The 18256-nt window shown below is 54.1% G+C and carries 14 protein-coding genes; 10 read left to right on the top strand and 4 right to left on the bottom strand.

The window, feature by feature from the left end; translation table 11 throughout:
• Nucleotides 1–217: 217 nt before the first annotated feature.
• From B9Z46_RS14735 to B9Z46_RS14715, 5 genes are all read left to right on the top strand, one after another.
• Nucleotides 218–2200: an ATP-binding cassette domain-containing protein gene (locus B9Z46_RS14735; protein WP_108257348.1), complete on the top strand. Its 1983-nt coding sequence runs from the start codon at nt 218–220 to the stop codon at nt 2198–2200.
• A gap of 44 nt (nt 2201–2244) precedes the next feature.
• Nucleotides 2245–2862: a LysE family translocator gene (locus B9Z46_RS14730; protein ID WP_055359223.1), complete on the top strand. Its 618-nt coding sequence runs from the start codon at nt 2245–2247 to the stop codon at nt 2860–2862.
• 15 nt (nt 2863–2877) lie between these two features.
• Nucleotides 2878–3831 (top strand): PhzF family phenazine biosynthesis protein, encoded by a 954-nt coding sequence (locus tag B9Z46_RS14725; RefSeq protein WP_055359224.1) that lies wholly within the window; start codon nt 2878–2880, stop codon nt 3829–3831.
• A gap of 5 nt (nt 3832–3836) precedes the next feature.
• Entirely contained in the window at nt 3837–4523 is a 687-nt protein-coding gene (locus B9Z46_RS14720) for a histidine phosphatase family protein (RefSeq protein WP_108257347.1), read from the top strand.
• 88 nt (nt 4524–4611) lie between these two features.
• A complete protein-coding gene (locus B9Z46_RS14715) occupies nt 4612–5721 on the top strand; it encodes a hypothetical protein (RefSeq protein ID WP_146179277.1) in 1110 nt (369 codons plus the stop codon).
• Nucleotides 5722–5751: 30 nt separating this feature from the next.
• Here B9Z46_RS14715 and B9Z46_RS14710 read toward each other — a convergent pair whose 3' ends face one another.
• Nucleotides 5752–6609 carry a creatininase family protein gene (locus B9Z46_RS14710; protein WP_108257345.1) on the bottom strand — a complete coding sequence of 286 codons (858 nt, stop codon included), beginning with the start codon at nt 6607–6609 and terminating at the stop codon, nt 5752–5754.
• Between the two features lie 61 nt (nt 6610–6670).
• On the opposite strand from B9Z46_RS14710, the gene B9Z46_RS14705 reads away from it, so the two are divergent.
• From B9Z46_RS14705 to priA, 4 genes are all read left to right on the top strand, one after another.
• Nucleotides 6671–8989 (top strand): protein-disulfide reductase DsbD, encoded by a 2319-nt coding sequence (locus tag B9Z46_RS14705; RefSeq protein WP_233246035.1) that lies wholly within the window; start codon nt 6671–6673, stop codon nt 8987–8989.
• A 96-nt stretch (nt 8990–9085) separates the two neighbouring features.
• Nucleotides 9086–10201, top strand: coding sequence for a uroporphyrinogen decarboxylase (hemE, locus tag B9Z46_RS14700; RefSeq protein WP_108257344.1), 1116 nt, complete (start codon nt 9086–9088; stop codon nt 10199–10201).
• 253 nt (nt 10202–10454) lie between these two features.
• The gene (locus B9Z46_RS15155) at nt 10455–10610 is read left to right on the top strand and encodes a hypothetical protein (RefSeq protein ID WP_158268453.1); all 156 of its coding nucleotides are present in this window, start codon (nt 10455–10457) and stop codon (nt 10608–10610) included.
• A 5-nt stretch (nt 10611–10615) separates the two neighbouring features.
• Nucleotides 10616–12709 (top strand): primosomal protein N', encoded by a 2094-nt coding sequence (priA, locus tag B9Z46_RS14695; protein ID WP_108257343.1) that lies wholly within the window; start codon nt 10616–10618, stop codon nt 12707–12709.
• A 9-nt stretch (nt 12710–12718) separates the two neighbouring features.
• Here priA and B9Z46_RS14690 read toward each other — a convergent pair whose 3' ends face one another.
• Nucleotides 12719–13684: an AEC family transporter gene (locus B9Z46_RS14690; protein ID WP_055361744.1), complete on the bottom strand. Its 966-nt coding sequence runs from the start codon at nt 13682–13684 to the stop codon at nt 12719–12721.
• 96 nt (nt 13685–13780) lie between these two features.
• On the opposite strand from B9Z46_RS14690, the gene B9Z46_RS14685 reads away from it, so the two are divergent.
• A complete protein-coding gene (locus B9Z46_RS14685) occupies nt 13781–15886 on the top strand; it encodes an ATP-dependent helicase (RefSeq protein ID WP_108257342.1) in 2106 nt (701 codons plus the stop codon).
• Nucleotides 15887–15909: 23 nt separating this feature from the next.
• On the opposite strand, the gene B9Z46_RS14680 is transcribed toward B9Z46_RS14685, so the two are convergent.
• Nucleotides 15910–16908, bottom strand: coding sequence for a LacI family DNA-binding transcriptional regulator (locus B9Z46_RS14680; RefSeq protein ID WP_108257349.1), 999 nt, complete (start codon nt 16906–16908; stop codon nt 15910–15912).
• 71 nt (nt 16909–16979) lie between these two features.
• Nucleotides 16980–18197 (bottom strand): hypothetical protein, encoded by a 1218-nt coding sequence (locus tag B9Z46_RS14675; protein ID WP_108257341.1) that lies wholly within the window; start codon nt 18195–18197, stop codon nt 16980–16982.
• Between the last annotated feature and the right edge of the window lie 59 nt (nt 18198–18256).

Below are 18256 nucleotides of genomic sequence, written 5' to 3'. Positions count from 1 at the left end.
CAACTGATTTTTTGATCAAGTTGCCGCTCTGCCCACAAGGCTTTACTTGCCACCTACTTTGAAAAACCATGAATGCTTTTCAACGGCTTTTGGCGCAAGCCTTGCTGTTGACGTCTTAAACAACTAATCAGCAGCGAAGCCCTCCACTATAGCACTACTTTTTAGAGGCTGGCAATAGTTTTGTAAAAAATTTTCTAGCCTCATTGATAATGAGCCAATGGCTTTAATCACTTTATTGGACGCATCACTGGCTTTCGGCCATGTTGCACTCTTGGATCATGCAGACTTTGCGCTCGAAACATCCGAACGGATCGGCCTGATTGGCCGCAATGGCACAGGCAAATCATCCTTTCTGAAAATTCTCGCTGGCATGGAGCACGCCGACGATGGCAACTTGCATGTTCAGCAAGGCATTCGCATTGCCTATGTGGCGCAAGAGCCCTTGCTAGAAACTGAAGACTCAATTTTTGAATCTGTTCAGCGCGGCCTTGCACCCGTGATGAAGTTGATCGATGACTACAGCAATTGCGTCGGCGATTTGGATGCTCTGCAAAGTCAAATCGAATCGCTAGACGGTTGGGGCTGGGAGCAACGCGTTGATGAAACATTGCATCGCTTGCATTTGGACCCCACTGCCAAAATTGGCACGCTTTCTGGTGGCAATCGCAAACGTGTGGCATTGGCACAAGCACTGGTCACTCGCCCCGACGTCTTGTTGTTAGATGAACCCACCAATCACCTGGACTTGGACTCCATCTCCTGGTTAGAGCAATTGCTGATCGACTTCAAAGGCAGTGTGGTGGCCATTACGCACGACCGCGCTTTCTTGGACCGCATTGCCACATGCATTGTGGAATTGGACCGTGGCAGACTTCGAAGCTATCCGGGCAACTTTGCGCAATACCAAATCAACAAAGAAGAACAGTTGGCGCAAGAGGCCGTGATCAGCGCCAAGGCCGACAAACTGTTGGCACAAGAAGAAGTGTGGATTCGCAAAGGCGTTGAAGCCCGGCGCACACGCAGTCAAAGTCGCATAGCGCGTCTTGAAAATTTGCGCGCCACGCGCAGTGCCCGCAGAGAACAGGTGGGACGTGTCCGCATGGAGGTAGCATCTGGCGCACCGAGTGGCAAATTGGTGGCCGAATTAAGCGATGTGTGCAAATCTTTCACGTCACCCGAAGGCGATGTGAAAGTGATTGTGAAAGACTTTACCGCCACCTTGTTGCGTGGCGACAAGATCGGCTTGCTGGGACCCAACGGCGCCGGCAAAACAACGCTGTTGAAAATGATCTTGGGTGAACTTCAGGCCGACAGCGGCAGCATTCGCCAAGGCGCCAATCTTCAGGTGGCCTACTTTGATCAAATGCGAAATGCATTGGACCTTGAGGCTTCGCTGGAAGACTTCATTAGCCCAGGCAGCGAATGGATTGAAATTGGCAACAAGCGCCAACACGTGAAGAGCTACTTGGGTGACTTCTTGTTTTCACCAGCGCGTGCCACATCGCCTGTGAAGTCTTTGTCGGGCGGCGAACGCAATCGCTTGCTATTGGCCAGACTCTTTGCACGCCCTGCGAATGTCTTGGTGCTGGACGAGCCTACCAACGATCTGGACATCGACACCTTGGAATTGCTTGAAGAGTTGTTGCAAGACTACGAAGGCACCGTGTTCTTGGTCAGTCACGATCGCGCCTTCATGGACAACGTGGTGACCAGCATCATTGCCTGTGAAGCAAGCGATGAAAGTCCAGGTTTTTGGCGCGAGTACGAAGGCTCTGTTCAAGATTGGCTTACGCAATCACAGCGCAGTCAAACGATTCAAGCGCAAAACAAAGCAGCGGCGGCAAAGCTGACGGGGACGCCACAAGGCACAAGCAATGCACCTGCCAAAGCCTCGGCCACAACGGAAGCCGCACCACAAGTTGAAAAAAGCACCGCTTCTGTACAGCCCGCCCCAACGGCCCCTGTTGCCCCCAAAAGCGCAGCCAAGCTCAGCTACAAAGAACAACGCGAATTGGACAGTCTGCCCGGTTTGATTGAGTCACTTGAAAACGAGCAGAAGCAAGTCCGATTGACCTTGGAGGACAGCAGCTTGTTTGCCAAAGATCCTGCAAAAGCAACCGCCTTGTATGCGCGAGATGCTGAAATTGACTCAGAATTGATGGCCGCGCTTGAACGCTGGGAAACACTCTCTGCCAAGTAATTGGCGGCCTTCACAGCACTTCACACACATCCACCATCAGTGACATGAATTTCATCCTGAGTTCAGAAGAACTGACCGCCTTATTGATTTTGTCGACCGCGGCTAGCTTTACACCAGGGCCCAACACCACCTTGTCGACGGCACTGGCCGCCAATCAGGGCTTGCGCTCGGCCATGCGCTTCATCTTGGCGGTGCCAGTGGGTTGGGGTTTGTTGTTAAGTCTCTGCATGGCGGGCCTTGGACATTTGGTGTTGGCCATCCCCGCTTTACGCTGGGTCATCATCATCAGCGGCACGCTGTATTTGTTGTGGATGGCCTATCGTCTCTGGGGCACCAGAGAACTCAGCAACGCAAATGAAGCCCGTTTGACGATCACCTTCTTTCAAGGTGTGGGGGTTCAATTTCTGAACATCAAGGCATGGATGCTTGCACTGTCAATCGTGGCAGGCTGGGTGGCCGGCAAAGAAGATGCCTTGGGCAGAAGTTTGGTGCTTCTACCCATCATGATGGGATTTGGCTTGGTGAGTAATTTGACCTACGCTGTGATGGGCAGTTTGCTTAGACAATGGTTGGCACAAGGCATCCGCTTGCTGGTGTTCAATCGCTGCATGGCAGCGGCTTTGGTCTTCACGGCCATCTGGATGTTTAAAACAAGTCTGTAGAAACGGATCGCTCGCATGACTTCGAGACCCTTCAAACAAGTGGATGTGTTCACACCGGTTGCCTATCTGGGCAATCCTGTCGCGGTTGTCTTGGACGGTACAGGCCTCAGTGATGCGCACATGCAAAGTTTTGCGCGCTGGACCCAATTGAGTGAAACGACTTTCCTCTTCCCACCAACGCCCAAAGCGAAAGCGCAAGGCGCCGACTACAAGGTGCGCATCTTTACACCAGGCGGTGAATTGCCTTTTGCAGGTCATCCCACATTGGGCAGTGCGCGAGCTTGGCTGAAAGCAGGAGGGCAACCCCAAGATCAAGGCGTGATCGTCCAAGAGTGCGGCGTCGGTTTGGTTCGCATCGAGTCACAACAAGGCAGATGGGCTTTTGCAGCACCCCCCACACAGCAGCGTGCGATCCCTGAGGACAAGTTGTCAGCCCTTGTGCAAGCGCTTGGCATTGCAGCCCATCAGGTGATCGCTTGTCAGATCCTGAACAATGGGCCTGAATGGTGGTCGTTTTTATTGGACAGCACCGAAACAGTCCGCAAGCTGTCGCCCGATCATTTGGCTTTGAAACAATTGGGCATCAAAGTGGGCGTTGCTGCCATCACGCAACACGAAGAGGCGCCTTCAGGTTTGCTGATTTCACGCAGCAATCGCGAATCGAGGGCATTTGCGGGAAGGGCTTCAAACGCCAACTCATCGGTCATGGCCGACAAAGAACCAAACTTGGAAGTGCGCGCTTTTGCCGCAGCCATCGGGATCACGGAGGACCCCGTGACAGGCAGTTTGAATGCCTCCTTGGCGCAATGGCTGATCGGTTCTGGCAAGATGCCCGCTCAATACCTGGCCAGTCAAGGTCAGGCCTTGGGCAGGCAGGGACGGGTCCATATTCAACAAGATTCGCAAGGCCAAGTGTGGGTCGGTGGCGACACCGTGGTCTGCATTGAAGGCCAAGTGGCATTAGACTGAACACCATGGGACAACTGATATTGGTGCGTCATGGACAAGCTTCCTTTGGCGCTGAAGACTACGATCAACTGAGTGACTTGGGCAAACGCCAGAGCATTCGTTTGGGACAGTATTGGAAACAGGCATCAAGTCATCGACCTGATGTTTTGCACTTCGATGCCGTGCTCATGGGCAGCCTCAAACGCCACCGTCAAACTTGGGAAGGCATTGCAGAAGGTGCCGAACTGAACATGACGCCAGAAGTTTGGCCTGCGCTGAACGAATACGACAGCCATGCACTGATTGAAACGGTGCATCCCATGCCCTTGGCCAAGCCCGATACACCCGAGATGTACAAACATCATTTCCGCTTGCTGCGAACCGCTTTGCAAAAGTGGATGGCTGGCGACACGGCGCCCAAGGGCATGCCAAGCTATGCTGAATTTGCACAAGGCATTCAGGATGTGTTGCAACATGTCAGAACGCGCCACCAAGGCCGTGTGTTGGTGGTGTCCAGTGGCGGCCCCATTTCAACAGCTGTGGGCCTGGTACTGGGTGCACCCGCAGACACGGCCATTGAGCTGAACTTGCGAATCCGCAACACCGCACTGACCGAATTTACTTACTCCCCTTCAAGGCACATGCTGCTAACTTATAACAACTTGCCTCATTTGGAAGATGCAGCGCATCACCCCTGGGTGACATATTCTTAAAACACACGCATGTGATGTGAGCCACACAAGCGAATCGCTGTTGAGATGGTGTTTATCCCGATAAGACCCACGCATATTTCTTGTCAGAATGACAAGCATGCAACCCGAGTCATCGCATCATTCAAACGGCAAGCCCACAATGGGCATTCGCTTTAGGCAAGACGTCACCCAAGCGTGCAAGGCTTTCTTGGAGACACATGGCATCCTGCGCGATGTGGTCGTTGAATGTCAGGAGGGCATCACCCGATGCCACATGCGTGAAGATTGGGTAGCGAGGTTTGCGCCCAATTTCAACACCTTGTCCTTGCATGCGCACGCTCAAAATTTAACGCAAGAAATTCTGTGGTCGCTCTTCATGTCGCCACATGAATTTGAATTTGAAAACACAGAAGCACTTGCAAGTGCAGTCCGTGTTCGAGAAAACATAGCGAGGGCGGCAAGTAAAACAGCGGTCGCCTTTCGAACTGAAGCGGCTGAGCGTCCGGCAGACTGCTGGCGCTATGACGAAGCTGCCGGATTTGTGTTGCAACCGGGCACGTGCCTGATCCATGCATTGATCTGCGCGACACAAGCCGCGACCACAGGCAAGCATTACGACTTCTCATGCTATCGCGCCAGCGAGTACGTGATTTTGTTGGGACTGGCACAAGAAGCACAAATGCACCACCCTTCATTGCTGGCAGCGATGCAAAAACTGAACGAGGTGCATGCCGTTCGTTCTGGCCAGTTTCACGAAGTGTACTTGCATGAATACGGCTCACTCGAAGCGCCATTGCCGGTTCATTTTTTTGTACCAGGCGATCGACTTTGGTTTAGAAACCCACACGAAGCATCCTCCGATGTCACAGGCTATGAGGGCTCTTGGGTGATTTACATGGGCGGCGGCTTGTTCAGCAATTTTTGGAAGCACGATCAGCCATTTACGCTGTCAACCAAATGTGTTGAGATTTACCACTGGCGTGACGGCCTTCGTACCAACCCACATGGCGAAGCTTGGATCGATGAAAACATCGTCGAAGCGTGTGTGAATGAAACCTTGTCAGATCCGCAAAAAATGGACCATGTCTTGGGTGTGATGATGCGCATGCGCGATGGCAAAGGCATTTACGCCGAGGGCGGTTGTCTCGATGCCAGCCGCGAGTGCCCACAGCAAATATACGTGGGTGATTGCGAACTCCAATTACCCGTTATTGCTTAACTTCTACTTAAAGCAAGCCAATGGCCTTCGTCAATTGCGAAGGGTGCCAGGCGGAAGGCGGTCTATTTCCAACAACAGTGCAGCCAGTGAGCGGCCAGCGGCCTCTAACAAGGCTTGGCCCTTCTCTGCTGTAGCGGCAGCTGCGTTGCCCGCTGCGCCAGCGGGGTTGTAGTCTTGCATTTGCCAGGCCAGTTTGGCACTGCGCCCGTTGCCCAGAATGGGGAAGTTGGCGGCTCGTTCTTCCGACATGGATTGAAAATTTTGGGCCAGCGCCATGCGCACCTTTTGGGGCGTAAGGGCCAACATGACGGACGTTTCGACATCGCCGGCGTGCACACCAAATCGATGTTCATGTGCAGAGAACAAAGCATTCACATCGTCGCCTTGTGCGTTGTGCATCGGCAACTGATACCAATTGACGCTGTAGACCAACATGCCCAATCGGGCACGTAAATCTCGCGCCACCACGTCCATGGCGCCCACGTGACCACCATGTGAATTGAACAAGACCAACTTGTTGACACCTGCTGCTTTCACGGATTCGGCAATGTCGGTCCACAGGCGAATCAAGGTGTCAGGCTTTAAGGTGAGTGTGCCGGGAAACGCTGCATGCTCGGGGCTGAGGCCAACATGTTGGGTAGGCAAAAAGTAGACGGGCAAGGCTGCCGCGCTGGCCTCATGACTTGCAAGCAGGTGAGGCAAACTGGCCTGCACCACCCCGTTCACGATGTCTGTATCGACCGACAAAGGCAAATGGGGGCCATGCTGCTCCGTTGCGGCAAGGGGCAACACGGCAATGGCGCGTGAAGTGTCGATGCTCGCAAAATCGAGGGTGGTCAGTTCTGACCAAAAGTGGATCGCGGTGGGCTTGGCTGACGAACTTTTCATGGCGTCAGTTTAATTGAGGCACAGCATTTCGGGGAATGATTTTGCGGTGTAGAGTTAGAACATGGCATCGTTGCTATTTTTGGAATGCTTCTGGCTTATGTTGCTGTTGAACTTTCGTCGCTTTTTGAACCCTCTCAGGCTCGCCATGCTGCTGGCTTGGGTCTTCGTCGTGGGCGTCTTGTCAGCGCAAGCACAAACCCCAACGCAATTGCTGGGCAATGCCAAGGTGTCCAATGTGGTTCAAACCCAGCAAGTCAAAGCCAGCCTGTTGGCCCTTGCGCCGCAGGGCATTGCGGCGGGCCAAACCATTTGGCTGGGCCTTGAACTGCAGCATCAACCCCATTGGCACACTTACTGGCGCAATCCCGGTGACTCTGGACTGCCCACCGAGCTCACTTGGAAACTGCCTGCAGGCGTTTCGGCATCGCCTTTGATTTGGCCTGCACCCAAAATGATTCCCATTGGCCCCATGGCCAATTTTGGCTACGAAGACACGGTGTTGCTGGTAACACCCCTTCAAATTGACAAGGGCTTCAAACCGTCTGCCACGCTCACCACCCTCGATGTTCAGCTTCATGCCAATTGGCTGGTTTGCAAACAAGAATGCATTCCGCAAGAAGGCGATTTTCAGTTGTCGATCCCGCTCCAAGGCGCCACAGTCATGGCATCGGCTTCATTTCAAAAAGCACTGGCACAGCAAGCAACACCTTTGAAAGGCGCCCATGCAGCGCGCATTGCGGACGATGGCCGCTCGATTCAACTCAGCATTGCAGCATTACCGGACGAATTGAAAAAGGGGCCTTGGACCGTGTTGCCCCAAACGGCCAATGTGATTCAGAACAATGCAGCGCCCCTGATCCAAGGCACCTCTCAAGACGGCAAGGAACTGACACAGGTTCAAGTGAAAGTTTCCAGTGAGCGAATGGACAGCCCCAAGGAAATGGCGTGGCTGTTGATGCAAGGCAAGGCCGAAGCACCGACGGGATTGCAGTGGACTTTCAATACGCCCGTACAAGGTCAGTGGCAAACGTTCACAGAAGACGCCAAACCAGCAACCCCGCCTGCGGCATCAACCGTCAGCAGCTTGCCCGCGCCTTTGGCCACCTGGGCTTTGGCGCTGTTGGGTGCATTTGCGGGTGGCTTGTTGTTGAATTTGATGCCTTGCGTTTTTCCAGTTTTGGCCATCAAGTTGCTGAGCATCACGCAGCACTCTGACAGCCCCAAGGCGATGAAGGTGTCTGCTTGGTCTTTTACCGCAGGCGTGTTGATTTCATTTTTGCTGCTGGGCGGTTTGATGCTGGCACTTCGAGCAGCCGGATCGCAATTGGGCTGGGGCTTCCAATTGCAATCGCCTTGGGTCGTGGGTGGCTTGGCCATGTTGTTTGCCGTGATGGGATTGAACCTGTCGGGCCTGTTTGAATTTGGATCGTTTGTTCCGAGCAGCGTTGCTGGCGTTCAATGGTCCAAGACCTGGGTGAATTCGTTGTGGTCTGGCGTGTTTGCTGTGGTCATTGCTTCGCCCTGCACAGCACCTTTCATGGGGGCTTCACTTGGCTTGGCGATCGGTCTTCCCGCTTGGCAAGCGCTGCCCATTTTTGCAGCCATGGGTTTGGGCATGGCACTGCCTTTCATGGCGGTAACTTTCAGCACGGCTTGGGTGAACCGTCTGCCACGGCCTGGTGCATGGATGGTGACGTTCAGACAGTTCATGGCGTTTCCCATGTATGCAACTGTCATTTGGTTGGTCTGGGTGCTGGGCCAACAAGTGGGCATGGAGGGCGTCACGGGCTTCCTGATTTGTTTGCTCAGCTTGGCCTTCATGTTGTGGGCCTTGGCACACCAAAGCAAAACCGCTTGGGCTTTGCGGAGCTTCGCCGCACTGGTGATGCTCGGCACTTTGTGGCAATGGGGCGCCAGTTGGACACACATCGACCCTGACTTGGGCAATCTGAATGGCAATGCGGGCCTTGCTGCCGCAAATGAATCTGCATCTGCATCAAACGCTAAGGGCGCGCAAGCTACTTCGGGTGTTGTTTGGGAGGCTTGGTCTGAAGACAAAGTGGCCAAGGCCAGGGCGGCAGGTCAACCGGTGTTTGTGGACTTTACGGCGGCTTGGTGCGTGACGTGTCAGTTCAACAAAAAGATAACTTTCAGCAACCCCGCCGTGATCTCCGACTTTGCACAAAAGAAAGTTTTGCTGCTGCGGGCCGATTGGACACGCTACGACCCGGCCATTACCCAAGCCCTCAACGCGCTGGGCCGCAATGGCGTGCCTGTGTATGCTTGGTATGCACCCGGTCAAAACGTGCAACTGTTGTCTGAATTGCCGTCGGTTTCAGAGATTCAAAATTCATTGAGCCAAGTGAAGACTTCGCCATAATTTAGATTGACGCATGTCAATTGAGAACAAAGGCAGCAGATCGTCTGCGAGAATGCGGCAGAACCATTTGGAAATGCCGCTACGGCTTTGATTGCGATGACCTCTGCCAGTTTTGCCCCTTTGACCAACGACACTTTTTTGCGTGCATGCATGCGCCAGGCCACGGACCACACGCCCGTCTGGCTGATGCGGCAAGCGGGCCGTTACTTGCCTGAGTATTGCGCCACACGTGCCAAAGCGGGCAGTTTCATGGGCCTGGCCACCAACGTGGACTACGCCACCGAAGTGACCCTCCAACCCTTGTCGCGATATCCGCTGGACGCCGCCATTTTGTTCAGCGACATTTTGACGGTGCCCGATGCCATGGGCTTGGGGCTGAGCTTTGCGCAGGGTGAAGGCCCACGTTTTGCCAAAAGTGTGCGCGATGAAGCGGCAGTGGCCGAACTGCAAGTGCCCGACTTGGCCAAACTGCGCTATGTGTTTGATGCGGTCACGTCCATTCGCAAAGCCTTAAATGGCAGCGTGCCCTTGATTGGTTTTTCAGGCAGCCCTTGGACACTGGCTTGTTACATGGTGGAAGGCAAAGGTTCGGACGACTACCGTTTGGTCAAAACCATGTTGTACAGCCGTCCTGATTTGATGCACCGCATTTTGGAGATCAATGCGCAATCAGTGGCCACCTACCTCAACACCCAAATTGAAGCTGGTGCGCAAGCCGTCATGATTTTTGACAGTTGGGGTGGCGTGTTGGCCGATGCGGCATTCAAGGAGTTCAGCTTGGCCTACACCGCCAAAGTGCTGTCGCTGCTGAAAAAAGAGCACCTGGGCGTGCGCATTCCCAGCATTGTTTTCACCAAAGGCGGCGGCTTGTGGCTTGAAGAGATGGGACAACTCGATTGCAACGTACTGGGTTTGGACTGGACCATGAACTTGGGACGCGCCCGCCAAATGGTGGGGGGTGACGTGAATGGTCCGGGCAAAGCCTTGCAAGGCAATATTGACCCCAATGTGCTGTTTGCGCCACCTGCGCAAATTCAAAAAGAAGTGATTCGGGTGTTGGACAGTTTTGGCAAGCCGCACACCGATGCCAACAGCACAGGACCCACGCATATTTTCAATCTGGGGCATGGCATCAGCCAGTTCACCCCCCCAGAACACGTCTCAGCCCTGGTAGAGGCCGTTCACAGCCATTCCAAGGCGCTGCGAAAATGATGTTTGAAAGTTCGCGCCTTAACGCGTAAACACCCCATAAAAACCCAAAAAATATTTAAATTTTTGGGTTTTTTCTATTGACTTATGCACAAAAGCAATTTCGGTAGAATTTCAAATTATCAGCTTGCATGCGCTCTTTTTGCTTGCGCCATGATTTATCTAAGTTATTGATTTAATTCAACTTTATGAATCTGCTCAGTTCTCGAGCAATCCAAGCAAAGCCTTATTTTTCAAGGCTTTCCGAGGCATCAGAATGAGTTTTCAACAAAGTTATCCACAGTTTATTGGGACTGCTTCTAAAGATCTTGAAAAACAACGACTTACCTGTGATTTCAAGAATATTTATGAGCAAGAAAATGACAGAATGCAGCAACGACTTCAATTTGAAGTTTCAACACAAGGGACTTGATGCAAATGTGGCTTGACGTCGCAGTTTCGGCGCCCGCCCACAGCCAAGTGGGTGGACTGCTCACGTACTGCACAGACCTGCCGGCGCAAGTCGGTCACTTGGTCCGCGTCCCCTTTGGCAAGCGCGAAGTCTTGGGTGTGGTCTGGCGCGTGCATTCGCAGGCCCCCTCGCATTTGGCACAGAGCGCCGTGAAAAATGTGGCGGCTGTGCTTGACGGCGTGAGCCCCTTAAGCCCACATTGGCTTCAGTTGGTTCAATTCACGGCGCAGTATTACCAACGCGCCATTGGTGAAGTGGCCTTGGCAGCCTTGCCGCCGCAATTGCGTGACCTGACTCCCGTGCAACTGGCGCGCCGTTTGAAAAAACAAAGCGCATCCGACGCCTCCTTGAAAGCGGCACTGGCATCGCCTTGGCCTTTGTCAGAACAGCAAACCCAGGTGCTGGCGCAAATGGCGAAAGCACCAGGCCCCTTTTTGATCCACGGCGCAACGGGCAGTGGCAAAACCGAAGTTTATTTGCAAGCCGTTGCGCGGTGCCTTGCAGAGGATCCTGAAGCGCAGGCGCTGATGATGGTGCCCGAAATCAATTTAACCCCGCAATTGGAAGAGCGTGTGAAAGCGCGTTTTGGTGACGAAGGCGTGGTGTCGATGCACAGTGGCATGACCGGGCCGCAACGTTTGAAAAGTTGGCTTGCAGCGCACAACGGTTCAGCGCGAATTGTGCTGGGCACACGCATGTCGATTTTTGCCTCCATGCCCAAGCTGAAATGGATTGTGGTCGATGAAGAACACGATGCCAGTTACAAGCAACAAGAAGGCGCCAGGTATTCAGCGCGTGACTTGGCCATTTACCGCGCAAGGCTAGAAGGTGCAAAAGTGATTTTGGGGTCGGCCACACCTTCCTTGGAGAGTTGGCACCAAAGTCGGCCTGCTGAAGAAGGCGGTCGTTATGTGCGCCTGCAAATGCCGGCGCGCATTGGTGCGGGCAAACTGCCTTTTGTGCGCCGCGTGGACATGAACCATCAGCCCCGCAAAACCGTCTTGTCTGCACCCTTGATTGCAGCCATTCAAGAGCGTGTGGCCAAAGGTGAGCAAAGCATGTTGCTGCTCAATCGACGCGGCTATGCACCTGTGCTGCACTGCGCCGATTGCGATTGGAAAAGTGAGTGCGCGCACTGTAGCGCCTTTCGGGTGTTTCACAAAATTGACCGAACCCTGCGGTGCCACCATTGCGGCTTTACCGAGCGTGTACCACGGGCCTGCCCGGCGTGCGGCAATGCAGACATTGCCCCGATGGGACGCGGCACCGAACAATTGGAAGAACATTTGGCCGAGCTGTTGGTGGACGTGAAACGACCAGACGGCCAAGCCGTTCGGGTGATGCGCATTGATGCCGACAGCACCAAACTCAAGGGTGCACTCGAAGCCCAATTGGCAGGTGTCCACAGCGGCGAAGTGGATGTGTTGGTGGGCACGCAAATGATCGCCAAGGGACATGACTTCAGGCGCATCACCTTGGTGGCCGCCATCAACCCAGACGGCGCATTGTTCTCCAGTGATTTCAGAGCACCAGAGCGTTTGTTTGCTTTGCTGATGCAAGCTGGGGGCCGCGCGGGCCGCGATGCAGCGCAAAGTGCGTCCAGTGAAATGTGGGTCCAAACCTTTCACCCTGCGCACCCCTTGTTTGAGGCGCTGAAAAAACACGACTACCCAGCGTTTGCAGAACAACAATTGAAAGAACGCTTAGAAGCCGGTTTGCCGCCCAGCAGCTTTCAGGCTTTGATTCGCTGCGATGCACGCATGCAGGCTGTGGCGCAAGCCTTTTTAAACCATGGCCATGCACAACTGCAAAGTCTGGCGCAAGACGATGCAGACGTTGCGGCCATGATGGCGGAGGTCAGTGTGTTTCCTGCCGTGCCCATGAGCATTCAACGCGTGGCCAATGTTGAGCGCGCGCAAATGCTGCTAGAAAGCACATCTCGTTCATCGCTGCACAAAGTGTTGGATTTGCTTCAGGGGTGTCTGCACGCGTCGCGCACGGATCCTGCGCACAAAGGTTTGATTCGATGGCTGGTCGATGTTGACCCGCTGGCCATTTGACGCAGCGCGCTATTGCAGCAAGGCGACCGCTGCCGAGAAGGTGAGGAAGGCCGCTGAGGTTGAGACCAAAATGATTCGCGCAATGCGGCCACTGTCAGCGCCAAAGCGCTCTGACAACATGGCCACATTGCTGGCACTGGGCAATGCCGCCACCAACACCATCACTTTGAGGGCGAAAACATCGATGGGAACACCCACCCCAATGGCCGCCAAACCCACCAGCAAAACCAACACGGGATGCAAAAACAATTTGATCAATGCAACGGGCACGTAGTCATGCCAAGTGAGGGGGCCGTGCTGTTGGTGATGCGCTATTTTCTGCGAACGCGCCAGTACGGCGCCAATGGTGAACAAAGCCACTGGTGATGCTGCGTCGGCCAGCAAAGCGACGGTTTTGTCGACAGGCCCAGGCAATTGGCCTTGATAGGCGGAGAACAAAGTACCCAACAAAATGGACCACGGCATGGGATTTTTGACCATGCCCAACAAAGCATTTTTGGTGGCCTGTGCGGCACCTTGTTCGCTGGCACCATCTAAACGAGAAAGTGCCACACACAAAGAGGTGGTGATGACCATGTCAATGACGATGGTCACAATGGCAGGTCCCGCAGCGGCAGATCCTAGCAACGCAACCAACAAAGGCACGCCCATGAAGCCCGTATTGGGGAAGGCGCCCACCAAGGCACCAAACGCACCATCGTTCCAACCGATTCGTCGATTCATGGTGACCGCTAAGACAAAAGCCACCATGACCAAAGCGCAAAACAAGTACATGAAAAACGCGCCCGCATCGAGCAGCTGTGCAATGGGGGTGCTGGCACCAAAGCGAAACAGCATGCAAGGCAACGCAAAAAACAACACGAAACCATTGAGCCCTGGAATGGCTTCAAAGGGCAACAGTTGTCGGCGCGCAGCCACGTAGCCGCAAAAGACCAATGCAAAGAAGGGGAAAGTGACGCGCAAGACATCTAACATGGTCCACATTGTGCCTTGGAAATTGAGCCCGATTTGCCCGCTATGATCCATGACCACACCGCGTGACTTCTGCTGCGGTGTTTCTGTCCAAATAGCATGTCGTCCCCCACCTTCGGTCTAAACCCCGCTCAACTTGAAGCCGTTCACTACGTCAAAGGCCCTTGCCTTGTGTTGGCGGGCGCTGGCTCGGGTAAAACGCGAGTGATCACGCAGAAGATTGCGCGCTTGATTGAAGTGGGCTTAGAACCCAAGCGCATTGCAGCCATCACCTTTACCAACAAAGCGGCAAGCGAAATGCGCGAACGCGCTCGCAAACTGATTGGCAAAGATGCCAAGGACGTGATGATTTGTACCTTCCACGCACTGGGCGTGCGCATCATGCGACAAGACGGTCACGTGCTGGGGCTCAAGCCACAGTTCAGTATTTTGGATGCCGACGATGTGGTGAGCATCTTGAAAGATTGCGGCGGCACCACGGACGCCAACACGGCGCGTCAATGGCAATGGGCCATCAGCGCTTGGAAGAACAGCGGTTTGAACAGTTCACAAGCCGAGGCCATTGCCAAAACTGAAAACGAACGCGTCACCGCGCGCATCATGGGCCGATACGAAGAGCGTTTGGCAGCCTACCAAAGCGTGGACTTTGACGACTTGATTGGCTTGCCCTTGAAACTGCTGGCCGATTTTCCAGAGGTTCGAGAACGTTGGCAGGCGGCCATGGGCCATGTGCTGGTAGACGAATACCAAGACACCAATGCCACACAGTACGAAGTGCTGAAACACTTGGTGGGCGAGCGCGCTAGATTTACCGCGGTGGGAGATGATGATCAATCGATCTATGGTTGGCGCGGCGCGACGCTCGACAACTTGAAACGCTTGCCACAAGACTTTCCACAGTTGAAAGTGATCAAGTTGGAGCAAAACTACCGCTCGACCAGCGCCATTTTGCGTGCTGCCAACAACGTGATCGAACCCAACCCGAAGCTCTATCCCAAGACCCTGTTTTCTGAACTGGGTGAAGGCGAACCTGTGCGCGTCATGGATGCAGACAATGAGGAACACGAGGCCGATCGCGTGGTGGCTCGCATTCAATCATTGCGCGCAGGCACCGCCACCACAGCAGGCGGTGTGCAGTACCGCGATTACCGCGAGTTCGCCATTTTGTACCGCGCCAATCACATGGCAAAGCCTTTTGAAAAAGCTTTGCGTCGCGCGCAAATTCCCTACAAAGTATCGGGCGGCCAGAGTTTTTTCGATCGCGCAGAAATCAAAGACTTGTGTGCCTGGTTTCGCCTGTGGGTTAACAACGATGACGACCCTGCGTTCTTGCGGGCTGTCACCAGTCCCAAACGGGGCATTGGCCATCAAACTTTGGCGAGCCTTGGCACCTTGGCGAGTCAATACAAATTGAGTTTATTTGAGGCCTTGTTTTCCAACAGCCTCAGCAGCCGACTCTCTGCGCGCGCCGTGGGCAGCCTGCACGAGTTTGGTCGCTTCATGAACGATTTAGAGTACCGCGCCAAAAGAACCCATGGCGCCGAAGAAGCCAAAGCTTTCTTGCTGCAATGGCTCAAAGACATTGGCTACGAAAAGCATTTGTACGATGGCGAAGACAACGAGAAAGTAGCCGCAGCGCGCTGGACCAATGTGCTGGAGTTTTGCGATTGGATGGCGGGCCGGTGTGGCGGCACGATAGATGATGCGGCTGGCGTGAACGTGGCAAGTGAGACCAAATCTTTGCTGGAAGTGGCGCAAACCATTTCATTGCTGTCGACCTTGAACGAACGCGAGGAAGATCCCAATGTGGTCACCCTTTCAACATTGCATGCTGCCAAAGGTTTGGAGTGGCCGCACGTCATGTTGGTGGGCGTGAACGAAGGCTTGCTGCCCTTCAAAATGGACGAGGACAACAAAGAGTCGATCGATGCAGAAATTCACGCTGAGGGACAACTGACGCGCTTGCAAGAAGAACGGCGCTTGATGTACGTGGGCATCACCCGTGCACAGCGCTCATTGGCGGTGAGTTGGACCAAGCGCCGCAAAAAAGGGCGCGAGACCATCGCGGCATTGCCCAGCCGCTTCATTGCTGAGATGGCTTTAGACAAAACCACCATCAAAGAAGACCCGCGCGAAAAACTTCGCGCTTTGCGTGCCGAGTTTGCGTTGAAAGCGGCTGCGGCTTCGGTTGTTCAGAAGGACTGAATCACAACACGCAACGATGAAGCTTATTTGGCCAGCTGGGATGAAGCGCGAATCACCAGTGGGCTGCTGAGTTGACGCGAAGCAGGTTGACGTCCCTGCATCACCTCTTGCAAGGATTGCAAGAGCGCCCGTGCTGCTACATCCAATGGTTGATGAATGGTGCTCAAGGGCGGGAAACTGTGACGCGCGGCGTCCACATCGTCGTAGCCAACCACCGCCACATCTTCAGGCACCTTGAAGCCACGTGCATTGAGAACGCCCATGGCATTGATGGCAATCAAATCACTGGCCGCAAACAAGGCATCGATGGGCTGGTGTTGATCGCAAAATCGATGCATGGCCTGCTGCGCTTCTAGGGGAGTGAAGGGAGAGGGTATGACCCGCGACGGATCGACGGCAATGCCATATTTTTGCAGTGCTTTGCAATAGCCATCGTAGCGAAACTTGGCTTCACCCGAAGCGTAATCACCCATGAACGCAATGCGTTTGCGGCCCTGCTGAATCAGATGCTCGGTGGCTTCAAAGCCACCCCTGGCGTTGTCGCTGCCAACACTGCAGTAGAGCTGGTCTGGTAAATGTGCGCCCCACACCACCACAGGCACGTGTCTTTTGGCAAGTGCGTTGAGTTGATCATGGTGATCCCATTGACCCACTACCACCATACCAGCCACCCGACCTGAATCGTAAAGCGCAGCACACTCGTCTAAATGATCGGCATTCACACGCGACAACAGCAAATCGTACTGTGCCTCGGTCATGGCATCGGCCAAATGGCCCAACATCGACAAGAAGAAAGGATCTGTCACTTGCATGCGAAGAGACGCGCGGTAAGGAATGACCAAACCCAAGGTTCGATTTTCGCCACTTCGCAAGTTCTTGGCACCTGCGTGCACTGTGTATTGATGCGCCTGCGCCAAGGCCATGATGCGCTCACGCGTTTCAGGCCGTATGGCTTCACTGCCATTCAAGGCTCGCGAGACCGTTGCCGTGGAGACACCTGCCAACTTGGCTATGTCTGACATTTGCAGTTTTCTTTTTTCCACGCTTTAAACAGTCAGAGGGCTGAAGGTGTTCAAATTTTCAACTGACGCGATCAGTTGCTGGCCGCCCAGATTTTCCAAAGTTGGGCAATGTCGACTGCTGTTGCATCGCCTTCCACGCTGTCCCACATTTTGAGCGCCGCGTCTTTTTGACCCGCTTTGAACAAGACGATGCCGGCGTGCAGGCGCGTTTCTGCTTCACGCCTTAAGCCACCCACGCTCAAGGCCTTGGTGTACTGAGCATGTGCCAAATCCCATTTTTGTTTCGCGGCGTAGACATCGGCCAAACTGGCCATGGCGTTGCCATCTTTGGCTGACTTCTCCAAAGCGGGCAGGGCCTTGTCGTCTTCATTCAAACGCTGCTGAATTTGTTGACGCAACTTTTGATGGTTGGCCGCGTCGCTGCCTTTGCCCATCAAGCCGACACTGTAGGCCTGCTCGACAGTTCGCGCAGCTTCAGCGGGCAAACCTGCTTTGAGCGCCAAATTGGCCATGTCGATGTATTCAATGCTGTCCTCCAAGTTGCCGGTGAGTTCGAGCAAGCGGTACAGGTCCAGATCGAAACGGGCGTTGAAGTTGGCCTGACGCGCCAAACGCGGAATCATCTCTGCCCAATAGGCTTTGGAGGGATAGTTTTGCAACAACAACTTCAAGGTGGCGTTGTACCCCGCATCGTCTTTCAATTGACGTTGGCTCACGGCCATCAAGCGCAATTCACTCTCGGGGGTTTTGAGCTTGGCAGCCTCGTCCGAACGCATTTTGTCTTTCACTTCTTGAACCACTTCGTCATGTCGTTTCATTACGGACAAGGTTTGAATGAGGACCGGCCGAACCGAGGGGTTGCTGCCTTCGAGTTTTAAATAGATGCGAGCCCAATCGACCACTCGCTGGTGGTCCTGCGTCTGTTGGCTGGCATTGAGCAAGGATTCGATCAAAGGTCGCTTTTGTGCAGCGGGCGCATCTGCCGGCATCTCTTGAATCAAGTTCTCAAGGGTGCTGACAGCCAAAGGAAAATTCTTAGCCTGAAGCGCCGCCACAGCCAAGGTGCGTTGAATGATGGGTTTCTCGACTGGGGTGATGCCTGGCATGGCCAAGACTTGCTGTGACAAGCTCAAAGCGTTGTCGACTTGCCCCGCCTTCAGGGCATCTTGGGCCGCTTGAAGGCTCTTGGCCACCTCAGGTCGAATGGCCACTTGGGCTTGCGCCTGAGCGACAAAACCAATGCAAAGCAAGGCAATTGAAAGCAAAAGAGAGGGGCGATAAAGCTGCATGGCGGACTCTTCAAGAAAGGACTGGGTGACTGTATCGGCAGACCGACTGTAATTTTGGT

Origin of the sequence: Limnohabitans sp. Hippo4, assembly GCF_003063605.1 — a bacterium.
Lineage (GTDB): Bacteria > Pseudomonadota > Gammaproteobacteria > Burkholderiales > Burkholderiaceae_C > Limnohabitans_A.
This window is presented reverse-complemented; position numbering and strand designations above follow the sequence as displayed.

What these genes read in the sequence shown, in the direction of transcription:
- B9Z46_RS14735 (WP_108257348.1), top strand. Translation starts at nt 218, where the DNA reads ATGGCTTTAATCACTTTATTGGACGCATCACTGGCTTTCGGCCATGTT.
- B9Z46_RS14730 (WP_055359223.1), top strand. Translation starts at nt 2,245, where the DNA reads ATGAATTTCATCCTGAGTTCAGAAGAACTGACCGCCTTATTGATTTTG.
- B9Z46_RS14725 (WP_055359224.1), top strand. Translation starts at nt 2,878, where the DNA reads ATGACTTCGAGACCCTTCAAACAAGTGGATGTGTTCACACCGGTTGCC.
- B9Z46_RS14720 (WP_108257347.1), top strand. Translation starts at nt 3,837, where the DNA reads ATGGGACAACTGATATTGGTGCGTCATGGACAAGCTTCCTTTGGCGCT.
- B9Z46_RS14715 (WP_146179277.1), top strand. Translation starts at nt 4,612, where the DNA reads ATGACAAGCATGCAACCCGAGTCATCGCATCATTCAAACGGCAAGCCC.
- B9Z46_RS14710 (WP_108257345.1), bottom strand. Translation starts at nt 6,609, where the DNA reads ATGAAAAGTTCGTCAGCCAAGCCCACCGCGATCCACTTTTGGTCAGAA.
- B9Z46_RS14705 (WP_233246035.1), top strand. Translation starts at nt 6,671, where the DNA reads ATGGCATCGTTGCTATTTTTGGAATGCTTCTGGCTTATGTTGCTGTTG.
- hemE (WP_108257344.1), top strand. Translation starts at nt 9,086, where the DNA reads ATGACCTCTGCCAGTTTTGCCCCTTTGACCAACGACACTTTTTTGCGT.
- B9Z46_RS15155 (WP_158268453.1), top strand. Translation starts at nt 10,455, where the DNA reads ATGAGTTTTCAACAAAGTTATCCACAGTTTATTGGGACTGCTTCTAAA.
- priA (WP_108257343.1), top strand. Translation starts at nt 10,616, where the DNA reads ATGTGGCTTGACGTCGCAGTTTCGGCGCCCGCCCACAGCCAAGTGGGT.
- B9Z46_RS14690 (WP_055361744.1), bottom strand. Translation starts at nt 13,684, where the DNA reads ATGTTAGATGTCTTGCGCGTCACTTTCCCCTTCTTTGCATTGGTCTTT.
- B9Z46_RS14685 (WP_108257342.1), top strand. Translation starts at nt 13,781, where the DNA reads ATGTCGTCCCCCACCTTCGGTCTAAACCCCGCTCAACTTGAAGCCGTT.
- B9Z46_RS14680 (WP_108257349.1), bottom strand. Translation starts at nt 16,908, where the DNA reads ATGTCAGACATAGCCAAGTTGGCAGGTGTCTCCACGGCAACGGTCTCG.
- B9Z46_RS14675 (WP_108257341.1), bottom strand. Translation starts at nt 18,197, where the DNA reads ATGCAGCTTTATCGCCCCTCTCTTTTGCTTTCAATTGCCTTGCTTTGC.